The sequence below is a fragment of the Eggerthella guodeyinii genome (assembly GCF_009834925.2).
GTDB lineage: Bacteria > Actinomycetota > Coriobacteriia > Coriobacteriales > Eggerthellaceae > Eggerthella > Eggerthella guodeyinii.
Genome location: NZ_CP063310.1, coordinates 3,591,931 through 3,616,658 on the forward strand (window position 1 = coordinate 3,591,931; position 24,728 = coordinate 3,616,658).

The following is a 24,728-nucleotide window of genomic DNA, read 5'->3' on the forward strand; positions in this document are numbered from 1 at the left end:
CTGCGGCCCCTGGAATCCAGGGGCCGCAGCGTTTTTGCGTCTCGTTGCGCCTACTCCGGGAAGCTGCTGAAGAAGTCCCCTTCGTCGGCCACGTCCGCGATGTCGGCGTGGGCCTCCAGGAGGCGCTTGAAGCCCTCGGTCGCCGGCGTCAGGTCGCCGCGATCCGCGAGGGGCACGAGCAGCACCGCGGCCATGGAGCACCGCTTCCCGAACACGTGCGCATCGCCTTCCATCTGGTACAGCACGGCGCGCGTGCGCTGCACGCCCTCGCAGCAGAGCGCCAGCACGAGCGTGCGCCCCTTCACGAACGACAGCGTCTCGAACAGCCACACGAATCGCTCGTAGGTCATGTCGATCTCGCCGTTGACCAGCAGATCGTCGCACAGCCCGCGCACCACGCCCACGTTTTTCGGGCCGCGCTTGAGCTTGCGGTGCACCCAGGGCAGCTCGGCTTCGTGGCCGCTCTTCCACAGCGGGATAGACGCGACGATGCGCTCGATGTCGCGCTCGTCGATAGTGCTCGACACCACCACCGACGGGAAGTCCACCGCCAGCGGCTCGAACGAGATGAGGAAGTCGAAACGGTCGAACAGGCCGACGTTCGACCGCGCGCACTCCATCTGGATCTCGTCCTCGGTGACGATATCGGCCACGCGCACCTTCGACATGAGCTTCTCGATGCGGTGCTTGCCGAACAGCGCCATGTCGATGCCGCAGTTCACCACGAGCCCCGCACGGTACCGGCGCTGGTAGTCCACCTGCTCGAGGTACTCCAGCAGCACGAGCGCGATGCGCGCATAGTCCGAGCCGTTCAGGTACGCCTCGCGCACCGGCCCCACGTCCACGAGCACCGACGACAGCAGGCAGAAGCTGTCCATCGTGTCGTACTTCACGGTCAGCTCGTTGGGGTTCTTGATGGTGAACCCGCAGGCGCGACGCGTGAGCCCGCTTTCCACGAGGATGCCGAGCGGCTTGACGTACGAGGGCGGCACCTCGCTCTGGAAGCTATCGGCCAGCGCCCGCACGATGTCGCGCGCGATGCCGAACGCGCGCTCGTCGGGCACGTACTGGTCCATGAGCTTCGAGCTCCACTGCCAGGTGCAGCAATCGGCCATGTCCTGCAGCAGGTGCATCTCGGCCAGCGACACCGTGATGCCGAAATGGCGCTCCAGCCGTACGCGCAGGTCCGAGAAGTACGGCGAGAGCGCGCGATGGCTCGCATGCGACGATATCGTGCAGCCCAGCCGGATGCGCGCCACCACGACCTTCAAATACACGGTGAGCTGCCACTGCGCGTTGCTCGAGAACCGGAAGCCCAGCGACTCCTGCACCTCGTCGATGCACCGCTCGTAGAACCCCTGGTCGTGCTTGCTCACGCCCTCGCCCGTCAGCCACGGCTCGATGCGCTGCTTCACGGCGCGGGCCGAGAACGAGAACAGCACCGACATCACGAACCCGCGCACCACCCACTCCGTGCCCTCGAGCGCGATGCTGCGCCCGGTGGTCAGCCCGATGCCGTACGGGGCCAGGATGCGCTGCCACCAGCGCACGTCGGCTTGGATCTGCTGCTTGTTCGTGTACAGCCGGTGCGCCAGCGACTCCGCGGTGTGCGTGCCGGGCGCGCAGGCGAATATGGTCATCTCCTGGCACAGGCGCTCGAAGCGCGGCTGCATGGAGAACTCGCTCTCGTCGAGCACGCGCACGAGGCGGTTGCCCTCGCCCTGCGCCAGCACGAGCCGCATCCCCGCGCCGCGCTTGCCCACGATCTGCGACGAGAACCCTTCGTGCTGGAGAAACGTCGCGATCACCTTCACATCGTTGCGCACGGTGCGCTCGGAACATCCCAAGCGGCCGGCGAAGTAATCGCATGTCTGGAATTCGGTTGCCTCAAGCAATTCGCGCAGCAATGCGCCTTGCCTCGCGTTCATCGCCAACCCCCTGATTTGAACTCGGCGGATATGAAACGTTCCACCTCCCATGGTACTGCACCCGTTTCGAGGCGTACCTGGCGTACGCGATGCGCGCGTTCCGTTGCTCCGGCAAACCGCCCCTCACGGCACGGCAAGGTTGCCGCAACTCCGGCAATTTCCGTTGGCATGTCGTTTCCCGGTGCGGCCTACAATACAAGGCGGAACCGGATTCGCAGCATCGACCTGCATCTCGGCTAAAGGGGTTTTCCATGTCAGCTCGATCCCAATCTCACACCGCCGCACCCGCTTCGAACGGAGCCTCCTCGTACGCGCCGCTGGCCGCGCTCGTTCTGGCGCAGGTGGGCACCACCAGCGACAACGCCGCCATGAACATCGCCGTATCGCAATTGTCATCCCAGCTGGGAGCCTCGTTGGGCGACATCCAGGTGGCGAACACCGTGTACGCGCTCGTGGCGGGAGCCTTCATGATCGCCGGCGGCATGCTGGGCGTGTCGTGGGGCTGGCGCAAGACGCTGCGCATCGGGCTCGTGCTGGCCGTGGTCGGCGAGGCGTTCGCTGCATGCGCCCCCACCATGCTGGCGTTCACCTGGGCCGGCCGCCTCGTCATGGGGCTCGGCGCCAGCCTCGTGACGCCCGCCGTGCTCGGCTTCGTCCCCGGCCTGTTCCAGGGTCGGCGGCGCGCCATCGCGTTCGGGGCCATCGCCGGGGCCGCGGCCATCTCCACGCTGTCGCCGCTCGCGCTGGGCGCGCTCATGGACGGCGCCGGATTCCGCATGACCTTCGCCACGCTCGGCTTCTACTTCGTCCTGGTCCTGCTCAGCACGGCGCTGCTGCCCGCGCTGCACGCCACCGGCAAGCCCGCGCGCCTCGACGGCGTCGGCACCGCGCTGGCGGCCCTCGGGCTGGGCATGTTCCTGTTCGGCGTGTCGCGCGTCTCGGCATGGGGCGTGGTCGCGCCCACCACGGGATGCCCCTTCACCCTCTTCGGCATCTCGCCGGCGCTGCCGCTGGCCGCATGCGGGCTCGTCCTGCTCGTGGTGCTCATCCCCGTCGAGCGGCGCATCGAGCGCGTGCACGGCAGCGCGCTCATCCCCCGATCGTTCATCGAGAGCCGCCCCGTGCGCGCGGGCCTCGTCGCGGTGGCGCTGCCGTTCTTCTACATGGGCGCGCAGGGCATGGTCATCACGCCGCACCTCCAGCTGGTGGCCGGGTTCTCCGCGCTGCAGACCGGCGTGTTCTCGCTGCTGTCGGCCCTGCCGATGTTCGTGCTGGCCACCTTCCTGCCCAAGGTCGCCCCGCACCTGTCGTCGCGCCTGCTCATCCGCGGAGGATTCGCCGCCATGGCGGCCGCCTGCGCGCTCATCGCCCTCGGGGTGACAAGCGACGGCGTGGGGCCCACGCTGTTCGCGGGCGTGTGCCTCGGCGGGTTCGGCGTGGGCGCGGTGAACTCGCAGGCGAACAACGCCGTGGCGTCGGCCGTGTCGGGCCGCGACGCGCAGCAATCGGGCGGCATGCAGGGCGCGGCGCGCAACATCGGCATGGCCCTGGGCACGGCCGCTGCGGGCACGTCGCTGCTGCTGACGCTGTCGTTCGGCATGGCGGGAGCGCTTCCCGCCGACGCCGTGGACGCCGACGCGCGGCCGCTGCTCATCGAGCAGAGCGCCGCCTACACCAGCAACGAGGGGTTCCTGGCCGTCATCGAGCCCTACGGCATGAGCGCCGCCGCAGCCGACGGCTTCGCAGCCTCCCACGCCCAGGTGCAGACCGAGGCCACCCAGATCACGTTCGCGCTGCTGAGCCTCGTGATGCTCGTCGGCCTCTTGGGAACGCGCCACCTCGTCCAAACCGCCGTCCCCCGCACCCGCCCCGCAAGCGAAGGCTCCCCCGCCCCCGACCTCGAAGACGCAGCCCTCCAGGAGTAGCGCGAAGCCGGGACGCGATGCGGACGATATCCGAGTTCACGCCTCGGCCGCCCCGCACCCCCGCGCCGGGCGGGGGTGCGCCTTCGTCCCGCGCGCCACCCCGCAAACGACATCGCCGAAAATCGTGCTACGCGACCGTTTCTGCTAAAAATTTCAACTTATGAACGATTTTTAGCTCGCTTTTCGCGAGCGGACCAAAGAAACCCCAGGTCGGCTTTTTCGCTCATGCCAGCAATTCGTTCATAAGTTGAAATTTTTAGCAGAAACGGCCTCACGAAACGTTTTTCGCCCCGCGAAGGCGCCACATCGACGCAAAACGCCTACCGCGCTCCGCGCGACCACCACCCCTCCGTCCCCCAAACCGTTACCCGCCGCCCGCCGTCCCCCGCCTTACGAAGACGTAAGCCGCGCGTAAGGGGCGATCAAGGCACCCGTCAAGAAGCCCCGGTATAGTTGAAGTTGTCAGCTTCGAGGTGAGGAGATCGCATGGACAAGACGTTGGGCACCACGTGCAAGGCCGTCGGCGCGACGGTGCTGATCGGCATCTTCGTGCTGGTCGCATGCCTGTTCTCGGAAAGCAGCCGCAGCTATTACCCCGCGCGCACGCGCTGAGGCGGCACCGCGGGGGGCACAACCGGAAGCTGCAAGCCCAAGCACTCCCCCGCGACGCGGAAAGCCCGGGCCCGGCGCGCGCTACTCCTTGCTCTGGGGCATCCGCCACAGCAGCACGAAGCCCAGCACGAACAGCACGGCGATGGACAGCACGCCCAGCGACGAGTTACCCGTGAGCTGGGTGAACAGGCTCACCAGGAACGTGCCCATGACGGCGGCGTACTTGCCGAAGATGTCGAAGAAGCCGTAGTACTCGTTGGCGTGCTCCTTCGGAATGAGCTTGCCGAACTCGCTGCGCGACAGCGCCTGGATGCCGCCCTGGAACAGGCCCACGCAGATGGCGAGCATCCAGAACTCCACGGCCTCGCGCAGGAAGAACGCCGCGAACAGCGTGATGAAGAAGTACGCGCCGATGGCCACGAGCAGCATGCGCTTCGTGCCGAACTTCGTGGATAGCCGCCCGTAGGCGATGGCCGACGGGAATGCCACGAACTGCGTCACCAGCAGCGCCAGCACCAGCTGCGTCGAGTCGATCCCCAGGTCGGTGCCGTAGCTCGTCGACATCTTGATGATGGTGTGCACGCCGTCGATGTAGCAGAAGAACGCCAGCATGAACAGGCGCAGGCGGCGGTCCTTCCAGATGCGCTTGAGCGTGCGCAGCAGGCCGCTGAACGTGTCGCGCACGAGATGCGTCGCGCGCTCCTTATAATGCGTTTGATGCACGTCCTTGATCAGCGGGATGCTGAACACCACCCACCACACGGCCGTGATCAGGAACGCGATCTTCATGCCGACGTCCATGGGAATGCCCACGCCCGGCCCCAACAGCACCACCACGAGGCACAGGATGAACGGCACGCACGAGCCGATGTAGCCCCACGCGTAGCCCTGCGACGACACCTCGTCGTAGCGCTCGTCGGTGGTGGCGTCCACGAGGAAGGCGTCGTAGAACACCATCGAGCCGTTCAGCATGATGGAGGCGATGACGTAGATCACGAGGAATGCGAGCGCCGCCGTGGGGATGCCCAGCGCGGCCAGCGCGATGGCGCCGGTGCCCACGGTGCCGATGAAGAACTTCTTCTTGTTGCCCTTGAGGTCGGCAAGGCTTCCCAGAATGGGCATGAGCAGCGCCAGCAGCAGCGAGGCCACCGTCTCGGCGTAGCCCCACGCCACCACCACCGACGAACCCGGCTCGGCCAGCGTTTTGAAGTACACGGGGATCAGCGCCGTCGCAAGCAGCACGAAGGCCGAATTGCCCACATCGTAGAGAATCCAGCTCTTCTCCTGCTTCGTCAGCTTGCCTGCCATGGCCACGCCTCTCGTCTCGTTTCCGTCAACTCGGGGATTCCTTCTTCACAAGTGAGAAACCGAAGGTTAACAAGTCCTCGCTCATTGTATATGATAGCGCTGAGCGTCACCGGTAAAATTCAAGTCAGAACGGAGCGTCATCCCCCATGCCCGCACTCATAACACACGATTTCTTCGGGCGCGACGTCTACGACCGCCTGTACACCCTCATCGGAGGCTCGCGCGACGAAGCCGAGGCCTTCCTCTTGGGCAACCAAGGGCCCGACCCCCTGTTCTACACCGTGCTCAGCCCGCAGCTGCGCGAGCACAACCGCCTGGGCTCCACCATGCACAACAAGAAGCCGAGCGAGCTGCTGGCCGCGTTCAAGAACTCCCTCGGCATCCTCGGAAGCGCCGAGCTCGAGGTGGGCCGCGCCTACGCCCTGGGCTTCCTGTGCCACTACACGCTGGACTCCACCATGCACCCGTTCGTGTTCTTCCACGAGTACCAGCTGTGCGACGCCGGCGAGCCCGGCCTGTCGCGCGCCGACGGCAGCGAGGTGCACGGCATCATCGAGAGCGAGCTCGACGAGCTCGTGCTGTTCGAGCGGCGCAACGAAACCGTGGCCACGTTCAACCCGTCCACCGAGATCCTCAACGCGAGCGACTTCGTGCTGCACGTCATCTCGAAGATGTACGCCTACGTCGCCCTCACCGTGTACGGCGAGATCATCCCCGCCACGATGTTCGAGACGGCCGTCAAGGACTTCCGCATGGCGCAGCGCCTGTTCTACTCGCCCTCGGGCCGCAAGCGCGCCGTCATCGGGCGCGTCGAGGAGCTGCTGCGTCCCTTCTCGTTCTACAAGTCGATGAGCCACCGCCCCGTCGCCCTCACCGAGAGCCCGTTCGACAACCGCGCCCACGAGGCGTGGGAGAACCCGTTCACGGGCGAAGTGCGCACGGTGGGCTTCTGGGACCTCTTCGACGAGGCGCTGGGGAGGGCGCAGGACAACCTGTTCGCGTTCGACGAGGATGGATTCGACCTCGAAGCGGCGCGCGCCATCACGCACGAGCTGGACTTCTCGGGCGAGCCCGTGGTGGCCCTCGTGGTGTCGGTCGAGGACGGCGCGGTCAACGCGCCGCCCGTCGGCGAAGCATAAGCCCCCATGCTGGACGTCGCCCTCACCATCCCGTTCTGGCTGGAAATGGCCGCTGCGCTGACCGGCGGTTTGTCCGGCGCCATGAGCGCCGTGCGCGCACGCTACGACATCTTCGGCGTGGCGTGCATCGCCATCCTCACCGGGTTGGCCGGCGGCATCATGCGCGACATCCTGCTGCAGAACTACGGCATCTACGCCTTCCAGAAACCCACGCTCGTGCTGGCGTGCGCCATCGCGGGCGTGGTGGTGTTCTACTTCGGCAAGCTGGCCACCTACCTCGATCCCATCGTCGATTTGCTCGACAACCTGTCGGTTGCGCTGTGGGCCGTCATCAGCGTCAGCAAGAGCCTGTCGGCGGGGCTCGACATCATCCCGTCCATCATCCTGGGAACCATCACCGCCGTGGGCGGCGGCATCCTGCGCGACGTGTGCATGAACCGCGAGCCCGAGGCGTTCCAAGCGGGCGCCCTGTACGGCAGCGCCGCGCTCGTGGGTTGCATCGCCTACGCGCTGATGAGCCAGAACCACATCCTGGACAACTACGCCGCCCTCGCCTGCGTCGTGCTGGTGCTGGGGCTGCGCTACGCGTCGCTGTTCTTCGGCTGGCGCACGAAGCCGCCGCGCGACTACTCCGACGTGGTGACGCGCGCGGTGTCGAAGCCGGTGCGCTCGGTGGCGAACCGCGTGCGGCCGCCGAAGGGCAAGGTGGAACGCGACAAGGAGCGGCACGGTTACGAGAAGCTGCGCGTGTTCTGGGCGCGCATGAACGGCGAGTACGTGGCGGAGCGGAGCAAGGGCGACCGGACGTCCGCCGCGCACGAGGCCGAGCCGCCGACGTCGTCGAGCGCCGTGGGCGCCAGCGACCCCAGCGACCGCATCATCGTGAACCGGGAAGAGCTACGCCGCATCGTCGGCACGGACGAGGAGGAAGAGCGCGACCCCTTCGAGCCGCGGAAATAGCACGCGCCCGGGCGCGCCGCGGAACGCAGGCGCGCCCTATGCGTTCTTCAGCAGGATCCCGCCCATGGTGTCGGCTACGTGCTCGCAGGTGTCGCAGCACTTCTCCATGCGGTCGAAGATGCGCAGCCACATGACCACGCGCAGCGGGTCGTCGTGCTCCTTGCCGTAGAGGCTGCGGTTCACCTTGAGGTACAGCCGGTCGGCCTCTTCCTCGTAGGCGTTCACGTCGATGATGAGCTGCCTGATGGCCTTCGATTTCTTAAAATGACGGAAATCCTTCATGGCTTTATCCAGCGTTTTGCAGCTCTTCTTGATGAGCACCGCGAACTCGCGCGCGTGCTCGTGCATGTCGCTCGCGCGATACATGTAGAAGCACAGCACCACATCCTCGATGAAGTCGATGAGGTTGTCCAGGTTCTGCGTCAGCGCGATGATGTCCTCGCGCTCGATGGGCGTGATGAAATCGTGCGACAGCATCTTGTAGACGGCGTGGCTGTACTCGTCGCTCTCGTTCTCCAGAGCGTGCGCGCGCTCCATCAGCTCGCGCACGCTCTTTCCCGATGTGTAGCTGTCGATCACCTCGATGAGCAGCTGCGCTTCGGCCACCGCAGCCTCGGATTGCTTTTCGAACAGGTCGAAATAGTCCGCCTTGCGCTTCTTGCCCATGAGGCCCCCTTAGCGGGTCGTTGCCGATCCTTACACGTTCTTCAACAGAATGGAGTTCATCGTGTCGGCGGCGTGCTCGCACGAGTCGCAGCACTTCTCCATGCGGTCGAAGATCTGCGACCACACCAGCACGCGCATGGGGTTCTCGCGGTCGTGGGTGTGCAGCTTGCGGATGACCTTCATGTACAGCTGGTCGGCCTCTTCCTCGTACGTATTCACGTCCACGATGAGCTGCTTGAACGTCTTGGACTTCTTGAAGTTGCGGAAGTCCTCCATGGCCTTGTCGAGCGCCTCGCAGCTCTTCTTGATGAGATGCGCGAACTCGAGCGCGTCATGATGGATGAAGTGCACGTCGTACATGTAGAAGCGCTGCATGACGTCTTCGATGTAGTCGATGATGTTGTCGAGGTACTGGGACATGTTGATGATGTCCTCGCGCTCGATAGGCGTGATGAAATCGGTAGCAACCGTCTTGAAGATGGCGTGGTTGATCTCGTCGCCCTTGTGCTCCAGCTCGTGCGCGCGCTCCATGACCTCTTTGAGATGCTCCGCCTCGGTGAAGCTTTCGATGGCCTCGATCAGCAGCTCGGCTTCCTGAACGGCAACTTCCGTCTGTTTCTCGAACGCATCGAAATAATCGAACTTGTCCCTCTTGCCCACAGGGTCCTCCTTTACGAGAACATTAAGAACAGGTGGGCGAACGCGAATCCGAGCAGACCGCACCCCGGAAACGTCAGCACCCACGTTTTCACCATATCGATTGCAATTCCCCACTTCACCGCGCTTTTCCGCTTCGCTGCGCCCACGCCCATGATGGCGGTCGTATTCGTGTGCGTCGTGGAAACCGGCAAGCCGGCGAAGGTGGAGAGCATAAGGCAGAAAAACGTTGCCACGCTGGCGGCGAATCCTTGGAACGGCTCGAGCTTCACCATATCCAGGCCGACGCTTTTTATGATGCGCTCGCCGCCGACGGCGGTGCCCAACCCCATGTTGAGCGCGCAGAAGAACATGAGCCAGATGGGCAGGATCATTTGATCGGCCTGCCCCACGCCCGTGGCCAACGTGATGGCCAGCACGAAGATGCTCATGAATTTCTGGCCGTCCTGCGCGCCGTGCATGAACGCCACGCCCGCGCCCGAGGCCACCTGAGCCCAACGGAAGAAGCGCGAAGTCTTCTTGCGATCCATGTTGCGGCAGACGCGTCCAAGCGCCTTGGAGTTCAGCCAACCCAGAAAGAAGCCCAGCAGCGTGGACAAAAGAATGCCGTACACCACCTTGATCCACTCCGCGCCGTTGATGGCGTCGAAGCTGCCCTGCAGCGCGATGGCCGCGCCCGTGAGGCCGGCGATCAGCGAATGGCTTTGGCTGGTGGGAATGCCGAAATACCAGGCCACGGTGCCCCACACGATGATGGCCACCATGGCGGCCATGAGAGCGATGAGCGACTGCTGGGAGTCGCCTCCGAAATCGACCATATTGAATATGGTGTGTGCGACGGCGGCGGTAAACAGAGAAACCACCAGCAGCCCCAGGAAGTTGCAGACAGCCGCCATGACGATGGCGGGCTTCGGCTTCATAGCCCTTGTCGATACGACGGTTGCGATCGCGTTCGGAGCGTCCGTCGCCCCATTCACGACGATGACGCCGATGTTGAGCAGGGTCACAACCACGAGGATCGGGTTGGACGCGAGCCCAGCGATGAACGAAGCCCACTCTATGGTCACGAAATCCCTCTCGACAACAACAGCAAAAAGGTTCAGCATTCCCCAGTTTAACGTAAATCTAACAAAGCGAAAGGGGCTCCTCGCTCTTTTCACGTCGGATTATGGGGGAAACGGCAAAATCCAGGTAAAGCCGCGAAGAAAGCGCCGCGGGGAAAACCCCTTAAATGGATAGGAGTTAACCCGCATCGCATTGATGCGTGATACAGTAAGCGAATCAGGGGGAAGGTTTCCGCGTCGCTGCGCCGGCATACGGCACCGCGAGGCACCGGGGGGAGGAAATCGATATGAACAAGCGCATTCAACTGCCGCTGCAGACGGCTGACCTGATCGCAGGATTCATGGTGTGGGTCATCCTGTCGTCGCTGCTTCCGTACATCAAGCAGGACATCTTCATCCCTCCCGACCAAGTGGCCCTCGTCACCGCCATCCCCGTGGTGCTGGGCTCGGTGTTGCGCGTGCCGTTCGGCTACTGCGCGAACCTGTTCGGAGCGCGTACCGTGTTCCTGGCCAGCTTCGCCGTGCTCGTGGTGCCCGTGTGGTTCCTGAGCGAAACGACCTCCTACCAGGGGCTGCTCATCGGCGGGACGTTCCTCGGCATCGCCGGCGCGGTGTTCTCGGTGGGCGTCACGTCGCTGCCGAAGTACTATCCGAAGGAGCGCCACGGCTTCGTGAACGGCGTGTACGGCTTCGGCAACATGGGCACCGCGCTCACCACCTGGCTGGCGCCCGTGGCCGCCGTGGCCTTCGGCTGGCGCACCGCCGTCAAGCTGTACCTCGTGCTGCTGGCGGCGTTCATCGTGCTGAACTTCGTGCTGGGCGATCGCGACGAGCCGCGTGTGAAGACGCCCATCAGGGAGCAGCTGAGGGCCATCGGCAGCGACGTGCGCCTGTGGTACCTGTCGCTGTTCTACTTCGTGACGTTCGGCGCGTTCGTAGCGCTGACCGTGTACCTGCCGAACTTCCTCACGTCGCACTATGCGATGGACGGCGTGTCGGCGGGCATGGCCACCTCGGTGTTCATCGTGGCGGCTGCGGCCGTGCGCGTGCTGGGCGGCTGGCTGGCCGACCGGTTCGACTGCTATCGCCTGCTGGCCCTCGTATTCGCGGGCATCGTCGCGGGCGCCGCCGTGCTGGCCGTCGCGCCGGGGTTGCCGGTGTACCTGGCGGGCATCTACCTGATCAGCCTCGCATGCGGCATCGGCAACGGCGTGGTGTTCAAGCTGGTGCCGACGTACTTCACGAAGCAGGCCGGCCTTGCGAACGGCATCGTGTCCATGATGGGCGGCCTCGGCGGCTTCTTCCCTCCGCTCGTGCTGTCCACGTCGATGCTGCTGTTCGGCACGAACGTGCCGGGCCTCGCCGCCTTCGGCGCCTTCGCGCTGGCCTGCCTCGCGATAGCCCTGGCGATGCACGGGAGGAAGCAGGCCGAGGCATGAGTCGCGTGGCGTGTTTCACGTGAAACAGCGAACCGCGTGGCGTGCGCTGCGCTCCCTGCAAGCAAAAGGCCCGGCGCATTCGCGCCGGGCCCGGTTTCCTACGCGTAGTACGCGAAGACGCGCTTGCGTTCGTTGCCGATCTTGGTGATGCTGTTGTGGCCCGGCAGGACCACCGTCTCGTCCGGCAGCACGGCGAGGCGCTTGAGCGAGCGGCGCATGGCGTTCATGTCGCCGCCCTGGAAGTCCACGCGGCCGATGGAACCGCAGAACAGCGTGTCGCCCGAGATGAGCACCGGCGCGCCCTCGGGGTTCGTGCCGAAGCGCGGGTCGATGAACAGGCAGATGCCGCCCTCCGTGTGACCCGGCGTGAGGATGACCTTCCACGGCATGTCGCCGATCTTGAGGATGTCGCCGTCGTTCACCACATGGTCCACCGGGCACGGCGCGAAGCGCATGTCGTCGCGCGGCAGCTTCTTCTCGCCCGTGATGATGGGCGCGTCGATGGCCGAGGCGATGACCGTGGCGCCGGTCTTGTCGCGCAGCTCCTTGGCGGCGCCCACGTGGTCCGAGTGGCGGTGCGTGAGGATGATGGCGTCGACCGTGCGGTTCCCCACGGCCTTGAGAATCTCGTCGGCTTTGCAGGACGGGTCCACCACGATGGTGGCCTTGCCGTCGGAGATGATGTACACGTTGTTCTCGATAGGGCCGAGCACGAGGTACTCGACGGGCACGCAGGTGCCCTTCACCTTGGTGGTCATGAGTCGCTCCTAGTCTTTTTCTTGCCGCCGCCGGCCTTGGGCACCATGCGGCGCGCGTCGAACACTCCTTCAATGCCGCGCAGTTTGCTCAGCACGATATCGATATGGTTGATGCTGCTTACCTGGAACAGGAACCGCATCTCCACCATGCCGTCGCGATGCGACGTGGTGGAGCTGGACAGCACGTTCGCGCCTTGCTCCGACAGGATGACGGCCACGTCGCGCAGCAGGTTCATGCGATCGAGCGCGTCGAGGAACACCTCCACCTTGAACGACGTGTTCTTCGGTAGATCGTTCTCCCAGGCCACGTCGATGATGCGCTCAGGGGTTTGCTTGAGGTCCTGCGCGTTCGGGCAGTCGGCGCGGTGCACCGATACGCCGCGGCCGCGCGTCACGAAGCCGAGGATATCGTCGCCCGGCACGGGGTTGCAGCAGCGCGACAGGCGCACGAGCACGTCGTCGACGCCCTTCACCACCACGCCGTTCGACGTGTGCGCCTCGTGCTTCTTCGGCGCCTTCACGCTGGTCAGCATCGGGGGCAGCTTGCCGGTGGACATGTCGCCGGCCACGTAGTCCATGGCGGTTTCGGCTTCCTTGCCCTTGTCCACGAGGATCTTCAGCAGGCGGTTCGCCACGTGCTGAGCGCTTTCCTTGCCGGTGCCGATGTGCACGAGCATGTCGTCGGCGTCGTTGTACCCCATGTGATCGGCCACCGACTTGAGCGCGCGCATCGACTGGGCGCTGGAGATGCCCAGGCCGTGCTTGCGCATCTCGCGCGTCAGCTTGTCGCGGCCGTTCTGCAGATCGTCGCTGCGGCTGACCTTGCTGAAGTACGAGCGTATCTTGCTGCGCGCGCTCGGCGTTTTCACGAGGCCCAGCCAGTCGCGCGAGGGGCTGGCGCTCTTCTGCGTGAGGATGTCCACGCGATCGCCCAGCTGCAGCTCGTAGGTCAGCGGCACGATGGCGCCGTTCACCTTCGCGCCCACGCAGTGGTTGCCCACCTCGGTGTGGATGGCGTAGGCGAAGTCCACGGGCGTGGACCCGGCGCGCAAGCTCATGACCTCGCCTTTCGGCGTGAACACGAACACCTCGGTGGGCGCGAGGTCCACCTTGAGGTCCTTGAGGAACTCGCGCGAGTCCTGCGACTCGTCCTGCCAGTCCACCATCTGGCGCAACCACGCCAGCTGCTGGTCCAGCTCGTCGCCGCTCTTGCCGCCCTTCTCCTTGTAGCGCCAGTGCGCCGCCACGCCGTACTCGCTTTGGCGGTGCATGTCCTCGGTGCGGATCTGCACCTCGAGCGGGCGGCCCGCCGGCCCGATGACCGTGGTGTGCAGGCTCTGGTACATGTTGAACTTCGGCATGGCGATGTAGTCTTTGAAGCGCCCGGGCATCGGGTGCCACAGCGTGTGCACCGCGCCGAGGGCCGAGTAGCAGTCCTTCACCGACTTCACGATGACGCGCACGGCGATGAGGTCGTAGATCTCGGAGAAGCCCTTGCCCTTCTTCGTCATCTTCTGGTAGATGGAGTAGAGGTGCTTCGGGCGGCCCATGATCTGCGCCTGGATGTTCACCTTGTCCATCTCGTCGTGCAGGATGGAGATGATCTGGTCGAGATAGCCCTCGCGCTCGGAGCGGCTCTCCGTCACCATGCGGCTGACCTGCTTGAACTTGTTGGGCTCGAGGTAGTAGAACGACAGGTCCTCAAGCTCCCACTTGATGTTGTTGATGCCGAGGCGGTGCGCGATGGGCGCGTAGATCTCCAGCGTCTCGCGCGCTTTGAAGATGCGGCGGTCCTCGCGCAGCGCGCCGAGCGTGCGCATGTTGTGCAGGCGGTCGGCCAGCTTGATGACGATGACGCGGATGTCCTTGCTCATGGCCACGAACATCTTGCGGATGGTGGCGGCCTGCTCGTCGGTGAGGCTCTCCACCTCGATGCGCGTGATCTTCGTCACGCCCTCCACCAGCTGCGCCACCTGCGCGTTGAACTCCTCTTCCACCTGGTCGCGCGTCACGCTCGTGTCCTCCACGGTGTCGTGCAGCAGCGCGGCGCACAGCGTTTCCACGTCCATGCGCAAATCGGCCAGGATGATGGCGACTTCCACGGGGTGCGCCACGAACGGCTCGCCGCTCTTGCGGCACTGCCCCTCGTGCGCCTCGCTCGCGAAGCGGAACGCCTTCGCCAGCATGGCCTCGTCCTCTTCGGAGAGATAGACCGAGGTCAGGCGTTGCAGCTCGGCGAAGCGCTCTTCGGGCGTCTTCGACGCGAGGGCGTCCTTCTTGGCCTCGGGCGCGAACGATTTCTCGGCCACGTGGGGCCGGCCGAGCAGGTTATCCTCCACGGTCTGCTTGTTCGACGTCGCCTCGGGCGCGCTGCCCAGCAGCTCCTCATGGTTGCTCTTGCCCATTGGTCATCCTCCCTTCAAGCGTGCGCGCTAGCGCGCGACGCCCGCCGCGTCACCCGGCAAAATGGGACGCGACACGCGTATATGGAGGGTAGCAGAATCGCTCTTCATCGCCCAGTCCCGGAATGCGTGGAACACCTCGCGCTCCCCCAAACCTTCACGGTACCGTACGCTGTCCGTCAACTCCACCTTGTCCTGCGTTTCCACCACGTGGATGGAGCGCGCCATGCCGCCTTCGCCGAACGCCGTGTGCGTCTCGATGAGGCCCAGCTCGCGGAACACGGCCACGCCGCAGGCCGCCGAGGCGGGGCTCACGGGGAACGCGTCGGTGGCGGCCGCCTTCGCGAGGTCGGCGTTGCTCATGGTGAAGAACGCCTCGGCGCTGTCGCGCTGCAGGCTGCGCAGGCGGCGGTACACCTGCGCGAGGCAATCGTGGTCGGGCGTCATGTCGCGCAGGATGCGCTCGTTGAGCGAGCAGTCGCCGCGGTTGAACAGCAGGTGGATGCCCGCCGGCTTGCCGTCGCGGCCCGCGCGGCCGCTCATCTGGTTGAACTCGATCTCGTTGAACGGCAGATGGTACAGCACCACGTGGCGGATGTTGGGGATGTCCACGCCTTCGCCGAAGGCGGACGTGGCCACGAGCACCGACAGCGCGTCGGTGCGGAACAGCTCTTCGATGCGCTTGCGCTCGGCGCGCGCGAGGCCGGCGTTGTAGAAGCCGATGAGGGGCGCCAGCTGCGGCACCCGCTTGCGCAGGGCGCGCGCGACGGCCACGGACTGCTCGCGCGAGTTCACGTAGATGACCGTCTTGTCGCCCGACGCGATGAGGTTCGCCAGGTAGTCGTCGCGGTTCTTGAGGTTGCGCTGGTCGTCCACCTCGAGGTTGGGGCGCGACGCCGGGTCGTACACGCATGCGTCCACCGGCAGCTCGCGCTTGATGGCGGCGGCCACGTCGTCGTCGGCAGTGGCCGTGAGGGCCAGCACGGTGGGCGCTTGGCGCTCGCCGGCCGCTTCCGCCCCCGCGCCCGGCGCGGGGGCGCCCAGCTTCGCGATGGCGGCGCCGATGGTGGCGTAGGCCACGCGCTGCCCCGCCTTCGCGAGGCCCACGTGGTGCGCCTCGTCCACCACGACGAACCGCACGCGACCGGTGGCGGCGAACTCGTCGGCATGCCACGCGAGGAACTCGGGCGTGGTCAGCGCGATGTCGTACGTGCCGTCGGCCAGGCCAGCGAAGCCCTGGCGGCGCTCGTCGGGCGTGCTCTCGCCCGTGAGCGTGATCACGCCGATGCCGAAGGCGTCGAGCGCTTCGCGCAGGTGGAACGCCTGGTCGGCGATGAGCGCGCGCAGCGGGTACACGAACAGGCTGGCCTCGTGGTTCGCCAGCGCGCGCGTGGCGGCGTGCACCTGGAACGTGAGGGACTTGCCGCGGCCCGTGGCCATGATGCCCAACGTGGAGCGGCCGGCGCGCAGGTGGTCGAGGATGGCGCGCTGCGCGTCGTGCAGCGGCTTGTCGCCGATGATGGCGTGGACGATCTCCTGCTCGAGCGCCGCGGGATCCTCCTGGGCCTTGCGCTCCCAACAGGCGCGGTTCGCGGCGCGGGCGGCCTCGTAGGCCTCCACGTCCTCGGGACGGTGCGGCGCGTTCGCGCACAGCTCGGCATCGCTCGTGGCGTACAGATCGGCCACGAAGCTGAGGTTCTCGGGATTGAGGCACGCTTCCAGCGCGCCGCATGTGCGCGCGGGCGCAAGCGATTGCAGCATGGCCTTCACCGACTTGCGGCCGCGCCATTCGTCGATCTGCACCTCGAACGCGGCGTTCACCACGCTGTCGGTGCGCATGAGCGACTCGATGTCGGTGCAATGGAACATGATGCCCGACACGGTGGCGCGTCCGTCCGACAGCGTGCACGAGAAGTGGTTCTTCTCGGCGCCCACCGCGCGGCAGTTCGCCAGCATCACGTCGCGCGCGAGGTACACGGGCACGGGATGCTCCTGGCCGAACGGCGCCAGCTTGTCCAGCTGCGCCACGTTGTCCAGCGTGAGCTCGTCGAGGCTGACGCAGGCGTCGATCTTGACGAGCGGGTGGAACGCGCCCTCGGGCAGCGCGTCCATGTAGGCGCACAGGCGGCGCTCGAACTCCGGCAGCTTGTCGGCCGGAAGCGTGACGCCCACGGCCGCCTCGTGACCGCCGAAGCGGGTGAGCAGGTCCGACGCGCCTTCCACGGCCTTGAACAGGTTCACCTGGCCCACGCTGCGGCCGCTGCCGCGCGCTTCGTCGCCGTCGATGGTGAACAGCAGGCTGGGCACGCCGTACGTGTTGACCAGGCGGCTTGCCACGATGCCCTTCACGCCCTCGTGCCAGCTCTCGCCCGACACCACGAGCGCGCGCTGGCCGTGGTAGATCTCGGCCGCCTGGGCCTTCGCGATCTCGGACAGCTCGGCCTCGATGGCGCGGCGCTGGTCGTTCACCGATTCCAGCTTGGAGGCCAGGCGGTTCGCCTCCTCGAAGTCGTCGGTCATGAGCAGGTCGAGCGCCAGCTGCGCGTCGCCCATGCGACCGGCGGCGTTGAGGCGCGGGATGACCGAGAAGCTGAGGTTCGTGGCGCTGATGGGCTTGTCGGCGGCGCCGCTGGTGGCCAGCAGCGCGGCGATGCAGGGACGCGGCGCGCCGTTCATGCGCGCGATGCCGTCGGCCACGAGGGCGCGGTTCTCGTCGCGCATGGGCATGAGGTCGGCCACCGTGCCCAGCGTGGCGAAGTCGGTGAAGTCGCGCCACAGGTGCGGCTGGCCCAGGCGGCCGCCCAGCACCTGCACGAGCTTGAGGGCCACGCCCACGCCCGCCAGGATGGAGCTCGGGCAATCCGGGTCGCATTTCGGGTCGGCCACGGGCACGCCCTCGGGCACGAGGTCGACGGGCTCGTGGTGGTCGGTGATGGCCAGGCCGAGGCCCGCCTCCACCACGGCCGCAGCCTCCACCTTGCAGGCGATGCCGCAGTCCACCGTGACGATGAAGTCCGGGCCATACGAGCACGCGCGCGTGATGGCGGCCTCGGACAGCGCGTAGCCCTCTTCGAAACGCAGCGGGATGAACGGCGTAGCCTGCGCGCCGAAGGCACGCAAACCGCGGGTGAGCACGGTGGTGGCCGAGATGCCGTCGAGATCGAAGTCGCCGAACACGAGGATGTGGTCGCCGCGCTTGATGGCGGCCTCCAGCGCGTCGGCGACGTCGGACAGGCCCGGGATGATGTACGGATCCAACCAGTCGCGCTCGAGCGACGGCTCGAGGAAGCGATGGACGGCTGCGGGCTGGTCGATGCCGCGCGCGACGAGCGTCGCGGCGATGAAGCGGGGCAGACCGAGTTCGCGTTCGAGGCGCACCACGGACGCGGGGTCGGCCGCTCTAATGTTGAACTGGGCAGACATGGGCGCTCATACCTAACATGCGTGAATTCGAATAGTTCGTCTCCCATTGTCCCACAATCAAGGTGCGGTGTCACCGGCAAAGACGCGGGCGGCACACGCGATATGCACGTTGTCGGACGCCGCCGTAGGCGAGCCCACGACGTTGCGATTTTTGGACGCAAAACGGTACCCATGACAAAAAAATGCATCGCAATCGGAGGAAGGGGCACATCCGTATTTTTCGCCATCTGGGGTTTTGCTTGCGATTTAGAACGCGAAGCGTTTGAAACGCAACTCAAAATTGTCATGGGTACCGTTTTGCGCCCAAAGTGGGCAGGGCGGGTCGAGTTCGGGATCGGGGTCAGGTCGGGGTCGGAGGTCCCGGAGCTGCTACTTCAGAGAATCAAACGAAATCTTAAGCGAATCTGGCAGAGTTCTTGCGCGAATCCAGCGGAAATCTCACGCGAATCTAACGCATAATACCTGATCAAACATTGTTTTTGCTCTTTCAATCCTTCAGCCAGCATGGTACGCTGAAAGCATGGAAATCGTCCTTGGACATATCTCGTCGATGGAGTTCTGGCGCACCGAACGCTCACCGTCGCGAACACGCGCGCTGCTTGCACGGCGCGGCGAGCCTGGGGGCTTTCGCTCAGACTCGTACGATGAGGCCAAGCCGAGCGTATGCGATTTGGAACGTCTCGAGCGCATTGGACTCAAGCAGCACTCGAACCCGGTGCACTTCATCGTTCCCAACACGTTTTCGCGCGTCCGCACCGCACACATGACCAGTAGCGTGTTCGACAAGAGAATTCCCCCATCGGCTTTCGTCAACGTGGGCGATGGGGTGTTCGTCGCCTGCCCGGAACTGTGCCTGCTGCTCGAAGCCCGCGCGGCCGCTTTCGCGAACCTCGTCGAAACGGGTTACGAGTTCTGCGGAAGCTACCGACTGCCAGCCCTACCGGGCAGCGACATGATCCCCAACCAGCCACCGCTGACCACCGCGATGAAATTCAAGTCGTTCCTCTCCCCTGTGCAGAATCTCCGCGGCGTCGACGCAGCGCGCAAAGTCGTTCCGCACATACTGCCGAATTCGGAATCGCCCAAGGAATCGCAGCTTTCCATACTCAGCAGCTTTCCGGGACGCCTCGGCGGCTACGGATTCCAACAGGCAACCTTGAACCACCCGGTGCTCATCCCAGAGAAAGCTCGGGGGCAGGACGTCGGCCGAACGTGCCGCTGCGATCTGTTCTGGCCCGACGCAAAGCTGGACGTCGAGTACGACAGCCGGCTTCACCACGCGGGAAGCGCCGAGCAGGTAAAGGACTCGGCGCGCAGAACCGCTCTGGCCTATCGGGGGATCCTCGTCATCACCGTCACCAACGAGCAATTGCACATGCGGTCGGAAATGGACAAAGTCGCCCATGCGATGGCGAAACGGCTGGGAAGAAGATGCCGTCCCCGGGCGAGCGACTGGGAACTGAAACAGATCAGACTGAGGTCGCAGCTGCTCGGCACGACGTGCCCCGAAGAAGTGGGCCCAAATCGAAGCACCACACTCTCCCACCAGGCATAACGCGTAATTCATACCTTTCGTGTTACAGCGAGGGACCCTTTCGTGCGATAGCGCTTCGGCCGGGCGGGCGCATAGTGCATCCCATCGGCGGCGATCGGGGAGATCGCGCCGCAACCGAACAAGGTTAAGGGAACGGGAAAGGGAGAACGACATGACGAACGCAACCGCACAGCACAACGGCCTCTCGAGGAGGAACTTCCTGAAGGGCGCCGGCATCGGCGCGGCGGGCCTGCTGGGCGTCACGGCGCTGAGCGCGTGCGCCGGCAACGCTTCGGCGAAGACGGGCGACGGCTCGTGGGACGAGGAGACCGACGTCGTGGTGGTGGGCTCGGGCGCTGCGGGCGTGTCCGCGGCCATGGAGGCGCTCGAGGCGGGCGCGCAGGTCATCATGATCGAGAAGAGCAAGATGACCGGCGGCATCACCAGCGTGTGCGAGCAGTACTGCGCCTACGACTCCAAGCTGCACCTTCCGCAGAACTTCGACGACGTGGAGGACAGCGCCGAGATCATGCTGGAAGACGCGATGCGCGTGTCGTACGGCACCGCCGACGAGGCGCTCGCGAAGGTGTACTGCGACAACTCGGCCGACAGCCTCGACTGGATGATCGACCACGGCTGCGAGTTCAAGGACACCCTGCGCGTGTCCGACGGCCGCCACGGCCAAGGCAAGTACATCCTGGCCACGCCCGGCGACCTCACCGTGAAGCTCTCGGCGGCCATCCAGGCGGCCGGCGGCGAGATCATGGCCGACACACCCCTCACCGAGCTCGTGCGCGACGAGGAGAGCGGCCGCATCGTCGGCGTCGTCGCCGACGACAAGCGCATCAAGGCGCGCAAGGGCGTCGTCATCTGCACCGGCCCCTGGTCGGACGACGACGTGCTGATCCCCCGCCACCTCAAAGCCGTACCCGAGACCGTGCAGAAGTGCGCCGAGACGCTGGCCGCCTTCGGCATGCCCTACGGCCCCTACACCGGCGAGGCCATCCGCGCCGCGCAGAAGGCGGGAGCCTCGGTGCGCCACATGGAGTACATCATGTTCGACCCCTACTACTCGGTGCCCGAGGTCATGGAGCAGAAGGTGGCGCCGGCCGGCGTCACGCGCGCGGTGAACCAGGTGCTGCTCACGCCCGAAGGCACGCGCTTCACCGACGAGGGCCAGTCGCGCGGCGACATCGCGCTCGACGTGGTCGACCTGCCGGGCAACGTCTACTACCCCGTCATCGACGGCCGGCACGTGCCCGACGCCACCGGCTCGATGAAGTTCACAGCCGACAAGCTGGACGAGTTCGTGGCGGGCGGCTTCATGGCGAAGTCCGACACGCTCGAGGGCCTCGCGGCCGAGATGGAGAAGGTGTTCGGCATCCCGCAGGCCGCCTCGCTGGCCACCATCGAGCGCTACAACGGGTTCTGCGAGACGGGCGTGGACGAGGAGTTCGGCAAGGACCCGCACCACATGACGCCCATCGACCAGGCCCCGTTCTACGCCGGCCCCGCCGAGACGTGCCGCGAGATCTACACGCACGGCGGCCTGGAAACCGATGCCGAAGCGCGCGTGGTGGACTTCGACGGAGCCGTGATCCCCGGCCTGTACGCCGCGGGCATGTGCACGGGCGGCCCGCTGGGCAGCATCACCATCTCGGGAAACTGGCAGATGAGCTCCATCGTGTTCGGCCGCATCGCCGGCAAGAACGTCGCCGCCGAAACCGCGTAACCCCCATCGTTCCCACCCTCCCCTCCATGCGAAAGCCGCCGGACTCCCCTCCGGCGGCTTTCGCCATGCGGGGCTCTATCGACGCTGGTGAATCGTCGTTTCCATGCGGTCGATGAGGTTGAGCAGCTCCTGGCGCGAGTGGATGTCGAGCTTCGCGTAGGCGCGGCGCAGGTGGGTCTTCACCGTGTGCTCCGACAGCATGAGGTAGTCGGCGATGTAGCGCGCGCTGCGGCCCGACGAGAACTCGCCGACCACTTCGAACTCGCGCGCGGACAGGTCGTAGGTGTCGCGCAGCAGCTCGAGCGCCGCGGCGTTGAGCGACTCGATGGACGCGGTGGGCTCGCTCATTTCGTCGGGCGCGTCCACGTAGCCGCTCTCCTTGCTCTTCGCGAACAGCCACAGGTAGCTGAGGAACAGCAGCGCCACCGACGCGCCCAAAAGCCAGATGATGGCGGTGAGCGCCGTGTCGAAGTGCTGAGACGCGAGCGCGCCCACGTCGGTGGTGGCAAGCGCGCGACCGGCGGCGATGGACAGCTGCGACGCGCCCACCGCGAGGCCCAGCAGGAAGAACGACGGCAGCTTGCGCTCGTAGGCCTCGCTGGTGAACGCCATCCAGATGAGGCAGAAGAACGTGATGAGCAGCACCACCATGAGCGGGCCCGACCACGTGGTGTCGGAGGGGTTCGCGCTGCGGAACATGAGCACCGACATGAGCGCCAGGGCCGACACGGGATAGGCCACGTCGATGCTCGCCTTCTTCGGCCGCACGAGCACGAGCCCCAGGCACAGCGTGAACGACACGACCACGCCAAGGATGGACGTGACCGCGGTTTGGGCGTAGTGCATCCCGCCCGCGATGTCCATCTGCACGACGAACCCGCACGAGGTCGAGAACACGACGGCGCCTGCCACGGCGCGCTTCGTGCGCGCGGCCAGCTCGGCCATCGACGTGGCGGGCGCGTCCTGCGGCATCATCACCTTCGCCACCGATTCGTCGGCGCGCATGCACGCGCCGAGGGCCACGAGCGAAATCACGAGGGCCGCCAGGAACATGAGATCGCGCCCGAGCGGGAACAGGGCCGTGCTCACCGGCACGAGCAGCGTGTCCACCACGTAGCCGGCCGCGATCATGGGCACCGCCCAGCTGGGACGATAGCTGGCGAACACCTGCATCCAGCACAGGATGATGAGCGCCCAGCCCACGCCGCCGGCGAGCGCCGCCACGAAGGGCACGATGCCGAGCGTCTCGGGGCTGGCGGCCAGCGCCACGCGCGCCGCGAGCGCGCAGCAACCGCCCACGAACAGGGGCAACGCGCGATCGAGCCGCCCGAGGTACGAGAGGATCGCCACGCTGAGGTACGTGACGCCGCCCGCCGCGATGCCCGCGATGGCGTAGGGCTCGGGCGAATACGGTCCCGTGCCCAGGTCGAGCAGCCGCGCGCCCTGCAGCAGCCCGAACCCCACGACGGCCACCGCCACGAGCAGCCGCGTCCTTCTCGCCGCATCCACCTGCACGCCCGCACGCCCTTTCCCCCGCCTCGGTTTCCTACACGCAGTATACCGCGCCCACCCCCCCCCCCGCGCCCCGTGGCGCGGCGGGGCGCGCCAAGAGCGCGTCCTCCCTACATCTGCTCCACCAGCACGAGCAGCTCTTGCTTCTTGTGGATGTCGAGCTTCGCGTAGATGCGTTTCGAGTGGGTGCGCATGGTGTTCTCGGATATGAACAGCATCTCGGCGATGGCCGGCCCCGAGTAGCCGCGCACGAGCAGCTCCATGACCTCGGCCTCGCGGCTGGACAGGCCGTACAGCTCGCTCAGGCGCTTGCAGCGCTTCGACACGCGGTCGGCCAGCTGCGGCCCCGCGTCCGCACCGGCCGGCGTTGCCACGTCGCGGGCGCGCACCGCCTGCGTCACTGCGATCTCCGCCGACGTCTCCTTCTGCGGCGCCTTCGGTGTGAGCATGAGGAACTCGAGGCGGTTCGTGTGCAGCTTGCCCACCTTGCGCCCCACCAGCGCGATGAGCAGCATCACGTACAGGGCCACGAGCGCCACGAACGACAGCTGCTCCACGCCGAGCCCCGCCGCGCTGCCCGAGGCGTAACCCACCAGGTAGCCGCACATCTGCATGAAGTAGGTGATGGTGCCGTAGAACGCGTAGATGAGCACCGGGTTGATGCCGCTGTCGCGCGAGATCTGGCCGCAGTGCATCATCATGAGCACGCATGCCAGCATGAAGCACGCGTACGTCACGCCGCTTCCCACCGTGGTGAACTCGGGGCCCGCGAACGGCAGCACGATGAGGCACGTGGCCGCGATGGGGAACAGCACGCGGAACACGCTCATGAGGTCCACGTGGATGGTGCGCCGCCGCCACGCCCCGTAGAACACGGCCACCACGGCCAGCAGCGCGAACATCGAGAAGATGTTGATGGTGCTGAGCAGCTCCTGGTGCGTGACCGCGATGAAGCGGATGGCGCCCGAGCAGAACCCGAGCGCGCCCACCGACAGCGCCGGCAGGAAGCTCTCGCGCAGCGCGTTTCGGTACACCACCGCGTGCTCGCGCGGGACGTCGTCGAACATGGGCTGCTGCGCGTCCGTCGCGTGCGCGGCGATCCACAGGCACAGCCCGGCCAGCGGCACCAGCACCAAAGGTATAAGGTAGGCGGTGAGCGCCGTGGGGATGAAGCACAGGAAGAAGTACAGCAGCGCCGAGAAGCCGGTGCCCTTGATGAGCGCGAGGTTGCCCCGCGCGCTGTCGAGCGAGGCGAACACGCGCTGCCAGCTCATGAGATAGCCTGCCGACCCCACGCCGATGAGCGCCGCCGCGCCCACCACCAATGCCAACGCGAGCGATTCCAGGTACATGGCCCCCACCAACATGAGCGGCCCGAACGCGAGCGGCACCGAGAACGCCAGCACGTGCGCCCCGCGCGAGAGGCCGGGCCGGGCCCACGTGAAGGCCATGGCCGCGCAGAACGCCAGCCAGAACGCGGCGATCTGAACCGTGTAGAATACGATGGTGGTGAGCGACGTCTGGCAGAACGCGGGCAAGTAGGGGTAGATGCCGCCCCAGATGGACGTTGCGTTGATGGACAGAAACGTCGCGTAGCCGAAGCTTGGCACGTCCGGTTTCAATGCTGATGGAGCGCGCATGTGCGAGAGTCCCCCTCCTTATCACCGTA

The 24,728-nt window shown here is 66.0% G+C and carries 17 protein-coding genes; 7 read left to right on the forward strand and 10 right to left on the reverse strand.

Going from position 1 to position 24,728, the window contains the following annotated elements:
• Positions 1-50 precede the first annotated feature (50 nt).
• On the reverse strand, positions 51-1,928 hold the full coding sequence (locus GS424_RS15385; RefSeq protein WP_160941331.1) for a BglG family transcription antiterminator: 1,878 nt from the start codon (positions 1,926-1,928) through the stop codon (positions 51-53).
• 251 nt (positions 1,929-2,179) lie between these two features.
• Between GS424_RS15385 and GS424_RS15390 the strand changes: the two genes are divergently transcribed.
• Positions 2,180-3,853 (forward strand): MFS transporter, encoded by a 1,674-nt coding sequence (locus tag GS424_RS15390; RefSeq protein WP_160941332.1) that lies wholly within the window; start codon positions 2,180-2,182, stop codon positions 3,851-3,853.
• A 486-nt stretch (positions 3,854-4,339) separates the two neighbouring features.
• Positions 4,340-4,465: a hypothetical protein gene (locus tag GS424_RS18080; RefSeq protein WP_268891925.1), complete on the forward strand. Its 126-nt coding sequence runs from the start codon at positions 4,340-4,342 to the stop codon at positions 4,463-4,465.
• Positions 4,466-4,546: 81 nt separating this feature from the next.
• Here GS424_RS18080 and GS424_RS15395 read toward each other — a convergent pair whose 3' ends face one another.
• Positions 4,547-5,773, reverse strand: a complete 1,227-nt coding sequence (locus GS424_RS15395; RefSeq protein WP_160941333.1) for an MFS transporter — start codon at positions 5,771-5,773, stop codon at positions 4,547-4,549.
• 146 nt (positions 5,774-5,919) lie between these two features.
• On the opposite strand from GS424_RS15395, the gene GS424_RS15400 reads away from it, so the two are divergent.
• Both GS424_RS15400 and GS424_RS15405 read left to right on the forward strand, forming a co-directional pair.
• Complete coding sequence (locus GS424_RS15400; protein ID WP_160941334.1) at positions 5,920-6,912, forward strand: zinc dependent phospholipase C family protein; 993 nt, start codon at positions 5,920-5,922, stop codon at positions 6,910-6,912.
• Between the two features lie 6 nt (positions 6,913-6,918).
• Positions 6,919-7,872 (forward strand): trimeric intracellular cation channel family protein, encoded by a 954-nt coding sequence (locus GS424_RS15405; protein WP_160941335.1) that lies wholly within the window; start codon positions 6,919-6,921, stop codon positions 7,870-7,872.
• 36 nt (positions 7,873-7,908) lie between these two features.
• Here GS424_RS15405 and GS424_RS15410 read toward each other — a convergent pair whose 3' ends face one another.
• The 3 genes from GS424_RS15410 to GS424_RS15420 are packed head-to-tail and all read right to left on the reverse strand — an operon-like array spanning position 7,909 to position 10,262.
• Entirely contained in the window at positions 7,909-8,538 is a 630-nt protein-coding gene (locus GS424_RS15410) for a DUF47 domain-containing protein (RefSeq protein ID WP_160941336.1), read from the reverse strand.
• A 30-nt stretch (positions 8,539-8,568) separates the two neighbouring features.
• Positions 8,569-9,198 (reverse strand): DUF47 domain-containing protein, encoded by a 630-nt coding sequence (locus GS424_RS15415; RefSeq protein WP_160941337.1) that lies wholly within the window; start codon positions 9,196-9,198, stop codon positions 8,569-8,571.
• Positions 9,199-9,209: 11 nt separating this feature from the next.
• The gene (locus GS424_RS15420) at positions 9,210-10,262 is read right to left on the reverse strand and encodes an inorganic phosphate transporter (RefSeq protein WP_015761374.1); all 1,053 of its coding nucleotides are present in this window, start codon (positions 10,260-10,262) and stop codon (positions 9,210-9,212) included.
• A gap of 284 nt (positions 10,263-10,546) precedes the next feature.
• On the opposite strand from GS424_RS15420, the gene GS424_RS15425 reads away from it, so the two are divergent.
• Entirely contained in the window at positions 10,547-11,698 is a 1,152-nt protein-coding gene (locus tag GS424_RS15425; protein WP_160941338.1) for a nitrate/nitrite transporter, read from the forward strand.
• Positions 11,699-11,796: 98 nt separating this feature from the next.
• Here GS424_RS15425 and GS424_RS15430 read toward each other — a convergent pair whose 3' ends face one another.
• Genes GS424_RS15430 through recJ form a run of 3 tightly spaced genes read right to left on the reverse strand, consistent with a single transcriptional unit; the run spans position 11,797 to position 18,281 of the window.
• Positions 11,797-12,456, reverse strand: coding sequence for an MBL fold metallo-hydrolase (locus GS424_RS15430; protein ID WP_160941339.1), 660 nt, complete (start codon positions 12,454-12,456; stop codon positions 11,797-11,799).
• Positions 12,453-14,861, reverse strand: coding sequence for a RelA/SpoT family protein (locus GS424_RS15435; protein ID WP_160941340.1), 2,409 nt, complete (start codon positions 14,859-14,861; stop codon positions 12,453-12,455). The genes GS424_RS15430 and GS424_RS15435 overlap by 4 nt, the downstream gene beginning before the upstream one ends.
• A 27-nt stretch (positions 14,862-14,888) precedes the next feature.
• Positions 14,889-18,281 (reverse strand): single-stranded-DNA-specific exonuclease RecJ, encoded by a 3,393-nt coding sequence (recJ, locus tag GS424_RS15440; RefSeq protein WP_160941341.1) that lies wholly within the window; start codon positions 18,279-18,281, stop codon positions 14,889-14,891.
• A 520-nt stretch (positions 18,282-18,801) separates the two neighbouring features.
• Here recJ and GS424_RS15445 point away from each other — a divergent pair.
• Entirely contained in the window at positions 18,802-19,836 is a 1,035-nt protein-coding gene (locus tag GS424_RS15445) for a hypothetical protein (RefSeq protein WP_160941342.1), read from the forward strand.
• A 151-nt stretch (positions 19,837-19,987) separates the two neighbouring features.
• Positions 19,988-21,547: an FAD-dependent oxidoreductase gene (locus GS424_RS15450; protein WP_160941343.1), complete on the forward strand. Its 1,560-nt coding sequence runs from the start codon at positions 19,988-19,990 to the stop codon at positions 21,545-21,547.
• A gap of 75 nt (positions 21,548-21,622) precedes the next feature.
• Here GS424_RS15450 and GS424_RS15455 read toward each other — a convergent pair whose 3' ends face one another.
• Together GS424_RS15455 and GS424_RS15460 are read right to left on the reverse strand one after the other, a co-directional pair.
• Positions 21,623-23,062, reverse strand: a complete 1,440-nt coding sequence (locus GS424_RS15455; protein ID WP_160941344.1) for a response regulator transcription factor — start codon at positions 23,060-23,062, stop codon at positions 21,623-21,625.
• 107 nt (positions 23,063-23,169) lie between these two features.
• A complete protein-coding gene (locus GS424_RS15460; protein ID WP_160941345.1) occupies positions 23,170-24,699 on the reverse strand; it encodes a helix-turn-helix transcriptional regulator in 1,530 nt (509 codons plus the stop codon).
• Between the last annotated feature and the right edge of the window lie 29 nt (positions 24,700-24,728).

Excerpts from the sequence above, each read along its gene's own strand:
- GS424_RS15450 (WP_160941343.1), top strand. The coding sequence starts at position 19,988 with ATGACGAACGCAACCGCACAGCACAACGGCCTCTCGAGGAGGAACTTC.
- GS424_RS15385 (WP_160941331.1), bottom strand. The coding sequence starts at position 1,928 with ATGAACGCGAGGCAAGGCGCATTGCTGCGCGAATTGCTTGAGGCAACC.
- GS424_RS15410 (WP_160941336.1), bottom strand. The coding sequence starts at position 8,538 with ATGGGCAAGAAGCGCAAGGCGGACTATTTCGACCTGTTCGAAAAGCAA.
- GS424_RS15460 (WP_160941345.1), bottom strand. The coding sequence starts at position 24,699 with ATGCGCGCTCCATCAGCATTGAAACCGGACGTGCCAAGCTTCGGCTAC.
- GS424_RS15390 (WP_160941332.1), top strand. The coding sequence starts at position 2,180 with ATGTCAGCTCGATCCCAATCTCACACCGCCGCACCCGCTTCGAACGGA.
- GS424_RS15435 (WP_160941340.1), bottom strand. The coding sequence starts at position 14,861 with ATGGGCAAGAGCAACCATGAGGAGCTGCTGGGCAGCGCGCCCGAGGCG.
- GS424_RS15395 (WP_160941333.1), bottom strand. The coding sequence starts at position 5,773 with ATGGCAGGCAAGCTGACGAAGCAGGAGAAGAGCTGGATTCTCTACGAT.
- GS424_RS18080 (WP_268891925.1), top strand. The coding sequence starts at position 4,340 with ATGGACAAGACGTTGGGCACCACGTGCAAGGCCGTCGGCGCGACGGTG.
- GS424_RS15400 (WP_160941334.1), top strand. The coding sequence starts at position 5,920 with ATGCCCGCACTCATAACACACGATTTCTTCGGGCGCGACGTCTACGAC.
- recJ (WP_160941341.1), bottom strand. The coding sequence starts at position 18,281 with ATGTCTGCCCAGTTCAACATTAGAGCGGCCGACCCCGCGTCCGTGGTG.
- GS424_RS15430 (WP_160941339.1), bottom strand. The coding sequence starts at position 12,456 with ATGACCACCAAGGTGAAGGGCACCTGCGTGCCCGTCGAGTACCTCGTG.
- GS424_RS15405 (WP_160941335.1), top strand. The coding sequence starts at position 6,919 with ATGCTGGACGTCGCCCTCACCATCCCGTTCTGGCTGGAAATGGCCGCT.
- GS424_RS15425 (WP_160941338.1), top strand. The coding sequence starts at position 10,547 with ATGAACAAGCGCATTCAACTGCCGCTGCAGACGGCTGACCTGATCGCA.
- GS424_RS15445 (WP_160941342.1), top strand. The coding sequence starts at position 18,802 with ATGGAAATCGTCCTTGGACATATCTCGTCGATGGAGTTCTGGCGCACC.